The organism is Janthinobacterium sp. GW821-FHT03A03, from assembly GCF_059421435.1.
The window spans coordinates 220898-235710 of the sequence record NZ_JBWKUZ010000005.1; the positions used below are offsets into that span (position 1 = coordinate 220898).

Consider the following 14813-nt stretch of genomic DNA (forward strand, 5'->3'; position numbering starts at 1 on the left):
AGATGATGCAAAAAGCACGAGAAAAACTGCGGGAACTGCGCGCCCTCCACGACGACGGGCTGCTCAGCGAGCAGGAATTTGAAAGCCGCAAGAACGCCATCCTCGACGCCGAATACGCGCCGCCTGGCGCCACGCCCGCGCCGCTGCCCGTGCGCCAGGGCACGGAGCTGGGCTTCATGACGGGCCAGGAAATCGGCCCGCAAAACCGTCGCTACCGGCTCGAACGGCTGATCGGCACGGGCGGCATGGGACAGGTGTGGCAAGCCACCGACCTGGCCACGCACGCGGAGCTGGGCAGCAGCGAAATGGTGGCGCTGAAGATCCTGCCGCCGCAGCTGACGCAGAGCGCCACGCACGCCAAGCTGCTGATCGAGGAAGCGACGCAGGCGCGCAAGCTGGCGCATGAAAACATCGTGCGCGTCTATGAGTGGGCGCAGGACCCGGCCACGGCCAGTTATTTCATCATCATGGAATGCCTGGACGGCGAAGACCTCGAACATTACCTGGGGCGCCAGGGCGCGCTGTCCCTGCCGACCGTGCAGGAACTGCTGCAGCCGGTCGCCGACGCGCTGTCGTATGCGTGGGAAAAGCACAAGCTGGTGCACCGCGACCTCAAGCCGGGCAATGTCTTCCTGACGGCGAAGGGCGACATCAAGCTGCTCGATTACGGCATCGCCACGCGCGTGCGCAATGCGGGCAGCAGCCTGGGACTGGAAACGCCGAACGCGGGCACGCAGGGCTACCGGGCGCCCGAAGCGGGCACGCACCAGCGCCAGCCCAGCCCGCGCCTCGACGTGTACGCGGTGGCGGTGATGATTTACCAGATGCTCGAAGGGCGCATGCCGTTCGACGACGCGCGCAGCGCCAGCGACCTGCCCTCGAAGCCGCAGGCGCTGAATGCGCCGCAGTGGCAGGTGTTGCAGAACGGTTTTTCGCTGACGGCGGAACTGCGGCCGCAATCCGTGCAAGCCTTGCTGGAAAGCCTGGAACGCGCCGCCGGCCCATCGCCGGAAGAACTGGCCGAACTGGCGCGCCAGGAACAATCGCGTCTGGCGCACCAGCAAAAGCAGGCGGCGCTGGCGGCCGGGCAGGCGCGCGAGGAAGAACTCAGGCAGGCCCGCATACGGCAGGAGGAACTGGACCAGCGCCGCAAGGCGGAAATCCAGGCGGCGGCATTGGAAAAACAGCGCCAGGACAAGCTGCGCCGCGAGCAGGACGCACAGCGCCATTTCGAAGCGGAAGAGGCGCGCAAGCTGCGCAAGGAAGCGCTGCGGGGCCAGCTGCGCGCGCGCCGCGAAGCCGATGCGGCGATGGCGCTGCAGGAGCACCAGGAACTGCAGCGCAAGGCCATCGTCGCCAAGGCGGAGGCGGCCTACCGCGCCGAGCAGGAGCGCGCGCGCCGCGAAGAGGCCAGCCGCGCCGCGGCGCAGCAGTTGCAGCAGCAGGCGCCGGCCGCCGTGGCAGCGGCCGAGACGGCGCCGCCGCCCGGCCATGCGGAACCGGTGGCCAATGCCGAAGGCGTGCTGCGCGACGATTTTCTCGATGGTTCGGGCCAGGGCCCGGAACTGGTGCTCATTCCCAGCGGCCGTTTCCAGATGGGCGCGCACGAGACGGAGCACAAGGCCGCCATCCAGGCCGGTTCGCAGCAAACCTGGCTCGACCGCGAAACGCCGCAGCACTGGGTGGGCATCGAGCGGCCGTTCGCGCTGGCGCGCCACCCCGTCAGCGTGGGCGAATGGCGCGCCTTCGTCAAGGCGACCGGATGGGCGGGCGGCTCGGAAACGGACTGGGACAATCCCGGTTTCGTGCAAACCGACCTGCACCCGGTGGTGGGCGTGAGCTGGAATGACGCGCAGCTTTACCTGGCGTGGATGAGCGAGCGCACGGGCCGGCAATATCGCCTGCCCAGTGAGGCGGAGTGGGAATACGCGTGCCGCGCCGGCACGCGCACGGCCTTCAACGTGGGCGACACGATCAGCACCGAGCAGGCCAACTACGACGGCCTGTACGTGTACAACGGCGGCCCGCGCGGCGTGTACCGGGGCGGCACCACGCCGCTGGGCACCTTCGCGCCGAATTCCTGGGGCCTGTTCGACATGCATGGCAATGTGTGGGAATGGGTGCAGGACGTCGTGCATGACAACTACGAAGGCGCCCCTGTCGACGGCAGCGCGTGGGAAGAGGGCAGCGACAGCAGCCGGCGCATCCTGCGCGGCGGCTCCTGGCTGTACCACCCGCGCTACTTGCGCTCGGCCTTGCGCAACGGTTTTTCCACCGTGCTGTCGAACGACATCGTAGGATTCCGGGTAGCGCGCACGCTCGATTAATTTGTTGTTAAATGTATCATATTGGCGGATACTTCATGCACCCCAACCGTGCTGGAGTCTCCGTGTTCAAACGCCGCCTGCTGTCCATCGTGTTCGTCTGCCTGCCCGTCTCCGCCCTGGCCGGCGATTTGCCCTCCTATCCCTTCATCCACGCGACGGGGACAGCGTTCAGCTTTGTCATGCCGGACCTGGGCGAGATCGATTTCGACGTCAGCGCCTTCGATCCCGCGCCGGACGTGGCCACGGCGCTGGTGCAGGCGCGCATCACGGAAATCAAGGCGCTGCTGGTGGAGCAGGGCTTGCCCGAGGCGGCGGCCGGCATCGAGGTACGCGACGTGCGCAAGGAAATCCGCAAGGGCGCAGAACAGGATCCGGCCAACCCGCAGTACACGCTCAAGGCCAGCGTGCATATCAACGTGGCTGACCTGTCGAAGTGGCCGGCCGTCATGCGTCCGCTGCTGGCCATGCCGAATATCGACGCGTTTGCCGTTACCTTCGGCGCCACGCAGCGCATCCGCCTGGAAGAAGAACTGATGGGCGAGGCCGTCAAGGATGCGCAGCGCAAGGCCGACGCCATGGCGCGCGGCTTCGGCAAGCGCGCGGGCGCCGTGGCCGGCATTTCCTCGGACCAGCTGAAAAACCTGGGCAATGCGGTGGGCCTGGTGCCGTCCGACCGCTACCAGCGCGCCAACAGCCGCCAGCGGCAAAATCCCGACGACATGCTGACAGTGACCAGCCTCAAGATGGGACAGACGGTCGACGCCGTGTTCCGCATCAAGTAGCCAGGTGCCGGGGGACGGGCTGCGCAAAGCGGGCAAACGGTGTAAATTGTGGCTTTCCAAACGCACCAAGGAACGCCATGCCCATCAAAGCCATCCGCGACCAGTCGCAACCCATGCGCCACATCGTGCACGTGCGCGATCACATCATTTCCGCCGATGCCTCGGTGGACGAAGGAGGCGGCGATTCCGGCCCGTCGCCGCACGACCTGTATGACGCGGCCCTGTCGGCCTGCAAGGCGCTCACCGTCGTCTGGTACGCCAGACACAAGGGCATCCCGCTGGAACACGTGGAAGTATCGACCGAGCGCGATGCCAGCGAAGAGCGCAAGGGCGTGTACCGCCTGGCCGCCACCCTGCACCTGTCGGGCGAGCTGACGGATGCGCAGCGCCAGGAATTGCTGGCTGCGGCCGGCAAATGCCCGCTGCACAAGCTGATGACGGCGGTGACCACCGAAGTGACGACGGTGCTGGCATGAGCGCGGCCATCCTGAAAAGCCACGAAAAGGACCTCGGCGGCGGCTTTGTCGTGCGGCGCCTGCTGCCTTCCGCGGCCAAGCAGGCCGTCGGCCCCTTCATCTTTTTCGACCATTTCGGCCCCATCGACGTGGCGCCCGACGCCAACCATGACGTGCGTCCCCATCCGCATATCGGCCTGGCCACCGTCACCTATCTGTTCGAGGGCGCGATCGACCACCGCGACAGCATCGGTTCCTGCCAGCGCATCGAGCCGGGCGCCATCAACTGGATGACGGCCGGGCGCGGCATCGTGCATTCCGAGCGCACGCCGCACGACCTGGCCGGCCAGCCGCACCGCACGCACGGCTTGCAGCTGTGGGCCGCGCTGCCAAAGGCGCACGAAGAGGACGCGCCGAGTTTCACGCACACGCCGCAGGCCGACATTCCCGTCGTGACGCTCGACGGCGCCGTCGTGAAAGTCCTGATTGGCACGGCGTTCGGCCAGACCTCGCCCGTGCGCAGCTACATGCAGACGGTGTACCTGGACGTGGCGCTGCAGGCGGGGCGCGAGTTGCGGCTGGAGGGCTTGCCGCCGGAAGCGGCCATCTATCCGGTCAGCGGAGAGGTATCGGTCGATGGCGTGCTGCTCGCGCCGCACACCATGGCCTTGCTGGAGGAGGGGACGGTGCCCGTGGTGACGGCAGGCGGCGGCCCGGCGCAGTTCGTCGTCATCGGCGGCGAGCCGCTGGACGGCCACCGCTACCTGTTCTGGAACTTCGTCTCGTCGAGCAAGGAGCGCCTGGCGCAGGCGGCCGACGACTGGAGCGCCCAGCGCATGGGGCAGGTGCCGGGCGAGACGGAATTCATCCCGCTGCCGAAGGCGCCCCTGCGCCCGGCGACCTGAGTCCCGCTTAGAAGCGCGCGCGCAAGGTCAGTTGCGCCTTGCGCGGCTCGCCGTAGAAATTGCCCCATGCGGGCGCACCCACGGTCTGGTAATAGCGCTTGTCGAGCAAATTCGTCACGGACAGTGAGGCCGTCCAGTTGCGGTCGATCTGCCAGGCGGCGCGCGCGCTCCACAAGGCATACGCGCCCTGCGCCACGGTCACGTCGCGCGTGATGCGCGAGCTCTCCGTCTGGAAGTTCACGCCGCCGCCCACGCTCCACTTCTGCAAGGCGCCGGGCAGGCGGTAGTCGCTCCACGCGCGCAGCATGTGGCGCGGCGAGTAGGTGCTGGCGAACATCACGCCCGCGTTCGACGTCTGCTCCAGGTATTTGAAATTGTTCAGCGTGTAGCCGGCGAACAGCTGCCAGCCCGGCGCCACTTCGCCGCTGATTTCCGCATCGAGGCCTACACTGCGCACCTTGCCCGTCGAGAAATAGCACTCCGTGCCGCTGGAGCAGGCATTGGCCAGGTCGAGTTCCGCGCGGTTGCGCTGCTCGATGCGGAACAGCGCCAGCGAGGTGTTCACTTTGCCGTCGAACAGTTCACCTTTCACTCCCGCTTCCAGGTTGCGCCCCTTGAGCGGATCGAGCAGGGCGCCATCGGCCGTGCGCTGGTTCTGCGGCTGGAAGATGTCGGAGACGCTGGCGTAGCCGGACCAGCGCCTGTCGAATGCGTAAATGATGCCGCCATACGGCGTGACGACGCCGGTTTCGCGGTACGGGTCGATATACACCTCGCCCGTGTCGCGGTACACGCTGCTCCATTTGTAGTTCGACACGCGCGCGCCCGCCACCACGGTGAGCGGATCGCTGACGCTGAAACGGGCCACGCCGTAGGCGCCTGTCTGCGTCATTTTTGTGACGCTGGGGTCGCCCCGGTAGCTGTGTTCGCGGAACCAGGCGTCGCTCGGTTCGGCCACGCCGTGATTCGGCTGCAGCGGATTGTTTGCTTGCTGCAGCAGCGCCAGATTGAAATCGCTGTCGCTTTCCAGCCGGTTCGTGCTGATGCCGGCGCTGAAGCCGTGGCGGCGGCCGATGGCGTTGAATTTGCCGTCGAGCGACAGGTCGATGCCCTTGTTGGTGCTGCCGTAGTCAAATACGCCGCCGTACATCATCATGCCGGCCATGGTGGCGGGATTGATCGCGCCCTGGCTGAACATGTATTTCACGTCATGCCGCTCGCGCGTGTAGTTGGCGCTGGCTTTCAGCGACCAGTCGGCGTCGAAGCGGTGCTCGAATTCGGCGAAGACGGCCGTCTGGCGGCTGTTCCAGCGGTTCCAGTCGGCGCCCAGGAAGGTCTCGCGGGGCAGTTTCGGGTCGCTGCCATCGAGGTAGCGCGGCATGCCGGAGAAAAACGGCGTCGATTTCAGTTTTTCATGGCTGGCGCCCGTCGTCAGCCTGCTGCCCGGCGCCAGGTCGAATTCCAGCACGCCGTACAGCACGTCGGTGCGGCTGTCGGCCACGTCATAGAAATAATCGCGCTGCTCAATCGCGGCCACGGCGCGGCCGCGGATGCTGCCCGATTCGCTCAAGGGGCCGGTGACATCGACTTCGCCGCGCACGTCGTTCCAGCGGCCCGCGCCGAGCGCCAGCTGCACCTGCTTTTCCGCCAGCGGACGCTTGCGCACCATGTTGATGGCGGCGCCCGGCGAGCCCGTGCCCTGCAGCAGACCCGTGGCGCCGCGCACGATCTCCACGCGGTCCAGCACGGCCGTGTTGCTGGTGAAGCTGTTCGCCTGCGGATAGTACATGGCGCGGTTGACGCCATCGAACTGGTAGGTGTCGACCATGAAGCCGCGCGAATACACATAGCGCCCGCCCATGGGACTGTCGTACATGGTGATGCCGGTGGTGTTGGCGAGGACGGCATCGATGGTGTTGAGGTTCTGGTCATCCATCTTCTGCCGCGTGACGACGCTGACCGATTGCGGAATTTCGCGCAGGGTCTGCACGCCCTTGCCGACCGTGACGGCGCGCGCCGCATACGAGTTGCTGTGTTCACTGACGGGGTCGCGCTGCATGCTGGCGTTCACGACCACGGGGGCCATGGTCTTTTCCACGCCGGCCGCCGTTGCCGAGGGGGCGGCCGCCTGGCGCAGCACGTAGGCGCCGTTCGGCAGCTGCACCGCTTCCAGGCCGCTGCCGGCCAGCACCTGGGCAAAGCCCTGGCTTACGTTGAAGCTGCCGCGCACGCCGGGCGAGCGCTGGCCGCGCGTCTGCGCGGGGTCGGTCGACAGGCTGACGCCGGCGGCCACGGCGAAGTCGTTCAGGGCGGTGGCCAGCGGGCCGGCCACGATGGCGTAGCTTTGTGGCGCGGCGGCGGCCTGGCCTTGCGCCAGCGCGGGCGCGGCGACAAAGGCGGCGGGCGCGGCGCACGCCATGGCGACGACGGCCAGGCGGATGGCGCGCGCGGCGGGATGGAGGACGGGGGTGGTCAGCTGCATGCTCGGTCTTTCTGCTAAAAGGGATAGGAAAATGGCGTATGAATCGGCTACTTACCTGTCTAGCCGAAGCAGCGCGCCGAAACACCAACCCCTGAGGCAAAAAAACTGAAGATAATTATGTTGGCCGGGCCGACACCGTGGCCCAGTAGCGCGTGAAGTAGGTCACTTGCAGCCCGTGCGAGGCGCACAGGCTTTCCAGCACGGCGTCGATATCGTCCAGGCGGTAGGTGCCCGTGACGGGGCGTTGCGCCACCCTGGCGTCGCAGGCGAGCCGTCCGCGCCGGTAGCGCGCCAGCTCCCGTACCAGTTGTTGCAGGGGCCAGTCGGCGGCCACCAGCATGCCGCGCAGCCAGCTGTCCTGGTGGGCCGGCATGGCCAGGACGGCTTCAAATCCGGCCTCCGTGAAGCGCAGCTGGCGGCCCGCTTCCAGGCGGCGCACGGCGTCCGGGCGCGCAGTGCAGCGCACTTCCACCGCGTGCTCGAAGACGCTGGCGACGCTGCCGCTGTCATCGCAGCGCACGCCGAAACGCGTGCCCAGCGCGCGAATCACGCCGTGCGGCGTGTCGACGAGGAAGGGGCGCGGATCGGGCGCCGTCGTGATCATGATTTCGCCATGGTGCAGGCGGATGCGGCGCTGCGTGGCGCTGTAAGCGACATCCAGGGCGCTATCCGTATTGACTTCCAGGCCCCCGCCATCGGCCAGCGCCACATGGCGGCGCTGGCCCGGCGCCGTGCGCAAGGACGCCGTCAACGCTTGCCATGGGCCCGATTGCATGCCCGCCTGGCCCAGTGCGATGCCGCCGCCGGCCGCCACCAGCACGGCCAGTATCCTCGCTGTCGCGCGGCGGCGCTGCTGCGCCGCCTGCAGGGCGGGAAGCGCCAGCGCCGGCGGTATCGCGCCCAACTGGCCGTCCATGCGCTGCAGCAGGTCCCAGGCCCGTTCATGCTCGGCGCTGGCCTCGCGCCAGGCCTGCACGGCGGCGGCATCGGCGCTGCCGCTCTTGATTTCCACGTGCCAGTGGGCGGCGGCGGCCAGGACCTTGCGGGGGATTGGGGCTGGCGGCGGGGCTGGCTGCGGGGCGGAAGGGGAAAACATCAGGCGGCCGCCAGCATCAGGCATTCCGTGTAGGCGCGCACCAGGTGCTTCTTGACGGTGGGCAGGGAGACGCCCAGGCGCCGGCTGATGTCCGCATAGCTCAGTTCTTCGATCTGCGCCAGCAGGAAGATGGTCCGCGTACGCGCACCCAGGCTGTCGAGCAGGCGGTCGACGGCCAGCAGGGTTTCGATGATGATGGCGTGCGTTTCGGCGCAGGCCGCTGTCGGCTCGGCTTGCTGGGCCAGCGCCTCCAGGTAGGCGTGCTCCAGCGCCTGGCGCCGGTAGCGGTCGATCAGCAAGCCACGCGCGATGGTGGCCAGGTAGCCGCGCGGCTCGCGCAGGGACGCCAGCGGTGTCACCTCGCGCTTGCCCAGCAGGCGCAAGAACGTATCGTGCGCCAGGTCGGCCGCCTCGGCGCGGTTGCCCAGCTTGCCGCGCAGCCAGCCATACAGCCAGCCGTGGTGCTCGCTGTACAGGGTCTTCAGGTGGATGGCATGGACGGGACTGACGGTACTCACTGCGTTCTCCAGGCAAGGGAAGAGCTGGGCTGACGGAACGCGGGGCGCCGGCTGGCTGGGCTGTTTGAGAATGATACTCATTATCACATTGCCGTGCGGGCGGCGTCAATTACTGTCCGTCTCCCAGGCGCCAGCGCTCCTGCCACTGTTGCAGATCCGCCCAGGCTTGGCCCAGGGCGGCGGCGCACCAGTGCAGCAGGCTGTCCAGCGCCAGCACGGTGCGCCGCAGGTGGATGCCGTCGAAAAACACGTGGTCGGCCACGACGGTGGCGGCCAGCCAGGCGGCGATGATGACGATGATGTCGTGGCGGCCGCTTTTCCACCAGCGCAGCGAGTGGCGGCGGAAGATCCACGGCACGCCCAGCGGATTGGGCCAGTCGGCCAGCAGATGCATGATGCCGCCGGCGGCAAAGCCGAACAAAGGCGGCGCCCAGAAGTGATGCGGCAATTGCAGATACGTGTAGACGAGCAGGGCGATCCAGGCCAGGCCCCAGTGGGTCCATGTGCGGTGCGTGATCCACAGCCGGTGCGTGCGCGCCCACCAGGCCACTTCCAGCCAGTCCGGCGCCGTGCCGCCCAGCGCGCCCATGACAAAGGCGAGCATGCTCAGCACTTGGTAAGGGCCGCCGGCGCCGGCGTGCGCGACGAGGGCCGCGGCGATCACGCCGGCGGCCCAGCCAGTCGCATGATGCGCTTTGTTGGAAGCCATAGGAAATGTAAAACGCCGCGCGGGCGCTTTGTGAAGTACGGGAAATATTAACTGGATGAATATACAGTACGCAGGGGCGCCAATGGGGGCTATTTGCGCAATATCTGCTATTAAAGTGTTAAATTGTGTGTCGGAATGGACGTGATGGCGGACTCGGCGCCTGATGCCGGCCGGTTAAGTATGTTGTGCGGCTGATAATGTATTTGGCGCGCGGCGCGCTATGCTGAAAGCAGTCTTACGTTTTAAGGGGTGTCGCCATGAAAATCCCGCGCGAATTGCAGATTCCCGCCATCGTGTTTACGCTGGAAGCGGTGTTCATTCTGGGCCTGTCGATGATTTTTCTCGTACTGATACCACGCTAGTGCATTGTGGATAACAGCGGACTTATAACGCTGAACAAAACCGTAGCGAGCGGAAGGGAGAGGTGGTCGAGAAGCGCAACCATACTAGAAGTACGGTGAGCATCGCAGGCCGCCTATACGGACGCGCAGTAGGTTTGGTTCAGTGTTCCTATGCAGTTTGCATGGTGCTATCGCACAGGGCAGCGCCTTCGGTGCGGATGATCCAGCATTCCGGATACGGTTCGCTGGCAAAGCGGTTATGCCGGGCAAAACCGCTGAGCTTGTCAAGGGCGGTGGCGGGGGCCAGCGCGGTTTCCTTGCCGCTGGCCTTGTCCAGGTGCCAGAAACCGCCGTTGCGGTGGAACAGCACGGGAAGGCAGCTTGCCTGCGGCGTGGCAAGGTGACTTGCCGGCGCGGGCTGGGTGTCGGGCAGCAGCAGGTAAAAACACTCGGCGCGGGCGCCGTGGTCGATGCGGTGCAGGATCACGCCGTGCGCGAGCAGGGCCGTGACGCTGAGCACGACGATGCCCTTGATGCTGGCGGACAATTCGATGCGCATGCCCAGGCGCAGGGCGACGGGCTTGTGCTTGCCGGGCCACACGCCGTCGAGCAGCACGCCGTAGCGCGACACGTCTTCGATTTCAAAGCCTTGCTGGCTGCGCCGGATGATGGCGTGGCGGCCCGACAGGCGGCGCGTCAAACCGTTGTTGTCCTGGCCGTCGGGGCTGAAATGGCTGAGCAGTACGTCGGCTTCCGGGTCCACCAGCTCGAAGCGGCCCAGCATGCATTCTTCCAGCGCGAACAGGCGGATCTGGCGCTGTTCGCCCGCTTCCGGCGCCGCATTGACGAGGCAGGCGGCCTGGCTCGGGTGCGGATGGCAGTGGCTGGCGGCGGGAAGGTCGACTTCGATCAGTTCCTCGTCCCAGGCGATGGTGGTAAAGCCCATGTCGATCTTGCCTTGCGGCGCCGATAAATCCACATGGGCGATGCCGGCGTTGCGCGCCGTGACGTCGAGGTTGCAGCCGTCGCCGCCCGTGACTCTGGCGATCGAGGCGTCGTCGGCCATCACGCGCACGTTCTTGTGCGTGCTGAGGAAGATCTGGTGGATTTCCGTCAGGGTGGCGTCGCGGCGCGGCACGAGGATGACAAACGTGCACACCCATTTCTGCGCCACGGCGCCATCGACGTGGCTGTGGACTTCCACGTCGATCTGGTATTGCCCGTGTTCCTTGTTGCGCGAGGAGAACTCGACAAACACGGGCCGCCAGTCGCCGCGCGTGGTGCGCACGAAATCATGCTGCACGTGCCCGCGCGGGATCAGGTCCGAGCGCAGGCGCAGGGTCAGTTGCGGCGCGCAGCTGGCGCTCATGCCGCGCAATTCCATTTTCAGGGTCTGGCGCCCGCCTGCCGCGCGGGGATCGAAGCCGCTGATGTGCAGGTGGGCCTGCACGGGCTGGTAAGCCGCGGGCGCCGCAGGCGTGAGGACGCGGGGCGCGGCGGCAGCCGGCGCGGGGCTGCTTGCCACCTGAATGACAGCGTCATGGGCAGGGGCGTGCGGAAGCGCCGTTGCCGATGGCTCGGAACGGGCGCTGCGCAGTGCGGTCAACAGGTCGTAGCTGCTGGGAGCAATCGTCGCTTGCGGATGGTTGGCCGCGCAGACGTTTTCCCCAGGCAAGACCCAGAACGTACAGTGCGGGTGCTCCGGGTTGCTGCATTTTTTCATGACATTCTGACTCGAATCGAGCGGGGACATTTTGCCCTCTGTTATACCTGAGAGCTTACGCGCATTTGCGCCCGCTTGGCAACCTTCGCGGCGTGCGTGCGCACTCTTTTTTCCTGAATTGATGTCCCTGATCACATCCTGCTATAATTGCCATGGAAACAATTGCTTAAAATCATATTTTATATCTTTTAAGGCATGTTTATTTGTCAATCAGCTGCGGCGTTTGTTGATGATCACCTCCAGGTATTCGGCCGGCACGACCAGCGACTGGGCGCCGGCCGTGTTCGAACGCTCGAGCAGGGTCGTGAGGTCTTGCTCCAGGGCCCGGGCGCCGGCCTGGTCCAGCGCCGCGTAGGCCTTGTGCACGGGACCGTAGTAGTCGCGGAACACCTGCAGCCAGTGGGCGGCCGAGGCGTAGCGGAAGTTGAAGAACTTGCGCTGCGCATGCACCTGTTCCGCCCCCCGGCCAAACAGGTCGCGCAAATAGGCTTCCTCGCCCCAGCGGGCCGGCGACGTCACGCCCGCCGGCGGCGGCACGTATTTGCCGATGATCCTGAAGAGCTGCCCGATAAAGCCGTCCGGCGTCCAGTTGGCCATGCCGATGCGTCCGCCGGGACGCAGCATGCGCAGCATTTCGCTGGCCGCGCGCCGGTGGTCGGGGGCAAACATCACGCCGAAGGTCGACAGCGCGGCGTCGAAACTGGCGCCGTCGAACGGCAGGTTTTCGGCGTCGGCCACGCGGAAGGTCACGGCCAGCCCTTCGGCCTCGGCGCGGGCGCGGCCTTTTTCCAGCAGGGCCGGCACGTAATCGGTGGAGACGACGCGCGCAAAGCGGCGCGCCGCGGCCAGGGTGGCGTTGCCATTGCCGGCGGCGATGTCGATGACGTCTTCGTGGGCGCGGATGTCGGCCGCCTCGGCCAGCGACTCGCCCACTATTTGCAGGGTGACGCCGATGACGGCGAAGTCGCCGCTGGCCCAGCCCGCCTGCTGGCGCTGCTTGATGGCGGCATAGTCGGGGGCGCCGGGTGTAGGCGGTGGGGCGGGAATGGCGTCGCTCATGGCAAGCTCCTGGTGGCGGTGATGGAATGCTGCAAACTGTCTACCATCAGACCACGCGGGGCGCCGCGGGTTCATTTTTATGCGGGCCGCTGCGGCGCGGCTGGGCGCGAATGATGGGGAAGAAAGCGCAGCGCCAGCACGGTCAGGTTGTCGCTGGACAAGCCCTTGGGCGGGCTGGCGAGGAAGTCGCCCAGCAGGGCCGCGACGGCTTGCGCCGCCGTCCTGCCTGCGCACAGGGCCGGCCAGCGCGCCGTGGCGGCATAGGGGTCTTCACAGGCCCAGAAGCCGTCGCTGAGCAGCAGATAGTGGGCGCCGGGGCGTAGCTGCAGCACGCGGCGGTCGCCCAGCCGGGCCAGGAAGGGCGGCAAATTGCCTGCATCGAGGGCGAGCAGGGGTTTGTCGAGATGCAGGGACGCGCCGAAGGCGTTGCCTAAAATGAAGGCCTGCGAGATTTGCGGATGGTGTTCGCCATGCACGCGGGCGCGCCATTGCGCCTCGTCCAGCGCGCCGCGCATCGCATAGGCGGTGGCCGGCACGTGGTCGACGGTGAGCACCGCGGCCGCGCCATCGCTGATCTCGTACAGGCGCGAATCGCCCACGTGGTACAGCAGCGGCGCCTGGCCGGGCGGTATTTCGAGCAAGGTCAGGGTGGTGCCCGGTGGACGGGCCGGCATATCCGCCGTGAAAGCGGCTTGCAAGCGCTCATGCAAATGATCGAGCTGGGCCGACAGGCTGGCCGTGTCGCGGCAGGCGGGGATGGCCAGCAAGCCTTGCACGGCCGCTTCCGCCGCTTCGCGCCCGTGGCCGTGGCCGCCCATGCCGTCGAGCACGGCGGCGCGCACGTGGCCGGCCGGCCAGCCGGGAACCTGGCAGTGGAACGGCGCTTGCTGCGACAGGCAGACGGCGTGGCCGCCGGCGTCGATCAGCAGGAAATTGTCCTGGTTTTCGCGCCGCGGCATGGGGCCGGCGCCCACGCTGCTGCCGGCCGCCGCGTCAAGCCAGGGGCCAAAGTCGAGCTCGTCTTTGATTAAATGCATCGTTTGCTGCGGTCCAGGCGGCCCGATATTGATCATAGGACACAGCTTAGCCGATATTGTGGACGGGCGATACCTTGCTTTTCTCGCAAAAAAACCTGCGGCAGCAGGCTGGCGCAGGTTGTTGTCACGGAGCTGCGGGGCGGTGCCTAGCGGCGATGGCCCCAGCCGTGGCCGTGGCCATGGTCATAGTAGTCACGGCGGCCATGGTCGCGGTAGTAGCCGCGCCCCGGTTGCACGTAGACGACGGCAGGCGGGCCGTAGTAGCGTGGCGGCGGCGCGTAGTACACAGGCTGCGGCGCGGGCGCGTAGTAGACGGGCTGTGGCGCAGGGGCGTAATAGGTTTCGCGGTAGCCGCCGCGATAGCCGCCACGGTCGTAATAGCGGTCATTCGTGCTGATGCTGTTGCCGACGGCCGCGCCCAGCACGCCACCGACGATCGCGCCATTGCGCCCGCCGGTGCTGTTGCCAATGGCCGCTCCGACAACGGCGCCTGCAACGGTATTGAAGTCGCGGTCACCGGCGACTGCGGCCGAAGACACAGCCACTGCCGCTACCATTACCGCACCCAGGAGTTTCTTGTTCAACATGGCATTTCCTTCCATTCCGGCGAGATCACAATGATCTGCATGAACTGGACTATATCCGCAGTTCCCCGCTTGTTCCACGTCTAATACAACTTATTACAATCCCGCCCCGGCGGTAACAAGTCAGCGGGAGCGGGCTTGCCATTCCGGCCGCAGCAGGCTGTACATTTTGACATCGCGCATGCTGCCGTTGATGAAAAAGGCTTGCCGTTTCACCCCTTCCTCGGTAAAGCCGTTCTTTTGCGCGATGCGCTCGGAGGCGGTGTTCTGCGGGTCCATCAGCAATTCCAGGCGGTGATAGGGATAGGCATTGAACAGGTAGTCGATTACCAGACGCGTCGCTTCAGTGGTATAGCCGCGTCCGCCCCACCTGGGGTCGAACAGGCGGTAGCCGATTTCGCGGCAGGCTGGCGTGCGGCTCTTGAAATGCGTGATCGTGCCGATGATCTGCTGGGCGTGATCCTCGATGAGGAACAATTCGCTGTCCTCGGTGACAAAGCCTGTTTGCAGGAAATCGCGCCGCATGACCTCGGGCGACTTGAACTGCATCGAAAAGAATTCGCTGCGCGCGGGCAGGTCGTTGATCAGCGCGATATAGGTGTTCAGGTCGGCGGCAGTCAAATGCCGGACGATACAGAGAGTTCCCTTGAGCATGGCGGTATCCGGTGGCGATCACGACCTGCATGGTAATCGACTCTGGCGGATACAGGCAATCGGTCGCGCAAAAGTTGCTGCAATGACAGAATAAATACGTTATCGTAGAAAACCGCGCCGTGCCCCCGGCCATGGCGCACC

13 protein-coding genes are annotated in these 14813 nt (G+C 66.3%); 4 read left to right on the top strand and 9 right to left on the bottom strand.

Features of this window, described 5'->3' with window-relative positions; all coding sequences use genetic code 11:
* Positions 1-2: 2 nt before the first annotated feature.
* From AC07VI_RS13350 to AC07VI_RS13365, 4 genes are all read left to right on the top strand, one after another.
* On the top strand, positions 3-2327 hold the full coding sequence (locus AC07VI_RS13350) for an SUMF1/EgtB/PvdO family nonheme iron enzyme (RefSeq protein WP_492994796.1): 2325 nt from the start codon (positions 3-5) through the stop codon (positions 2325-2327).
* Between the two features lie 62 nt (positions 2328-2389).
* Entirely contained in the window at positions 2390-3109 is a 720-nt protein-coding gene (locus tag AC07VI_RS13355) for an SIMPL domain-containing protein (RefSeq protein ID WP_253251907.1), read from the top strand.
* A gap of 77 nt (positions 3110-3186) precedes the next feature.
* A complete protein-coding gene (locus tag AC07VI_RS13360; RefSeq protein ID WP_099420549.1) occupies positions 3187-3585 on the top strand; it encodes an OsmC family protein in 399 nt (132 codons plus the stop codon).
* Positions 3582-4469, top strand: coding sequence for a pirin family protein (locus AC07VI_RS13365; protein ID WP_086144791.1), 888 nt, complete (start codon positions 3582-3584; stop codon positions 4467-4469). Before AC07VI_RS13360 ends, AC07VI_RS13365 begins: the two co-directional genes overlap by 4 nt.
* Before the next feature lie 7 nt (positions 4470-4476).
* On the opposite strand, the gene AC07VI_RS13370 is transcribed toward AC07VI_RS13365, so the two are convergent.
* The 9 genes from AC07VI_RS13370 to AC07VI_RS13410 all read right to left on the bottom strand — a co-directional run bounded on the left by AC07VI_RS13370 (position 4477) and on the right by AC07VI_RS13410 (position 14672).
* Positions 4477-6951 (bottom strand): TonB-dependent siderophore receptor, encoded by a 2475-nt coding sequence (locus AC07VI_RS13370; protein WP_492994793.1) that lies wholly within the window; start codon positions 6949-6951, stop codon positions 4477-4479.
* 115 nt (positions 6952-7066) lie between these two features.
* Complete coding sequence (locus tag AC07VI_RS13375) at positions 7067-8047, bottom strand: FecR domain-containing protein (protein ID WP_492994791.1); 981 nt, start codon at positions 8045-8047, stop codon at positions 7067-7069.
* Positions 8047-8565, bottom strand: coding sequence for a sigma-70 family RNA polymerase sigma factor (locus AC07VI_RS13380; protein WP_492994789.1), 519 nt, complete (start codon positions 8563-8565; stop codon positions 8047-8049). The genes AC07VI_RS13375 and AC07VI_RS13380 overlap by 1 nt, the downstream gene beginning before the upstream one ends.
* A 109-nt stretch (positions 8566-8674) precedes the next feature.
* Positions 8675-9274 carry a metal-dependent hydrolase gene (locus AC07VI_RS13385; RefSeq protein WP_492994787.1) on the bottom strand — a complete coding sequence of 200 codons (600 nt, stop codon included), beginning with the start codon at positions 9272-9274 and terminating at the stop codon, positions 8675-8677.
* Positions 9275-9784: 510 nt separating this feature from the next.
* The gene (locus AC07VI_RS13390; RefSeq protein WP_492994785.1) at positions 9785-11338 is read right to left on the bottom strand and encodes an FHA domain-containing protein; all 1554 of its coding nucleotides are present in this window, start codon (positions 11336-11338) and stop codon (positions 9785-9787) included.
* Between the two features lie 210 nt (positions 11339-11548).
* Positions 11549-12397 carry a class I SAM-dependent methyltransferase gene (locus tag AC07VI_RS13395; RefSeq protein ID WP_099420399.1) on the bottom strand — a complete coding sequence of 283 codons (849 nt, stop codon included), beginning with the start codon at positions 12395-12397 and terminating at the stop codon, positions 11549-11551.
* A gap of 77 nt (positions 12398-12474) precedes the next feature.
* Positions 12475-13434 carry a PP2C family protein-serine/threonine phosphatase gene (locus tag AC07VI_RS13400; RefSeq protein ID WP_492994783.1) on the bottom strand — a complete coding sequence of 320 codons (960 nt, stop codon included), beginning with the start codon at positions 13432-13434 and terminating at the stop codon, positions 12475-12477.
* Between the two features lie 146 nt (positions 13435-13580).
* Entirely contained in the window at positions 13581-14021 is a 441-nt protein-coding gene (locus AC07VI_RS13405) for a glycine zipper 2TM domain-containing protein (protein WP_086144798.1), read from the bottom strand.
* A gap of 120 nt (positions 14022-14141) precedes the next feature.
* Positions 14142-14672, bottom strand: a complete 531-nt coding sequence (locus AC07VI_RS13410; RefSeq protein ID WP_086144799.1) for a GNAT family N-acetyltransferase — start codon at positions 14670-14672, stop codon at positions 14142-14144.
* Positions 14673-14813: the final 141 nt, after the last annotated feature.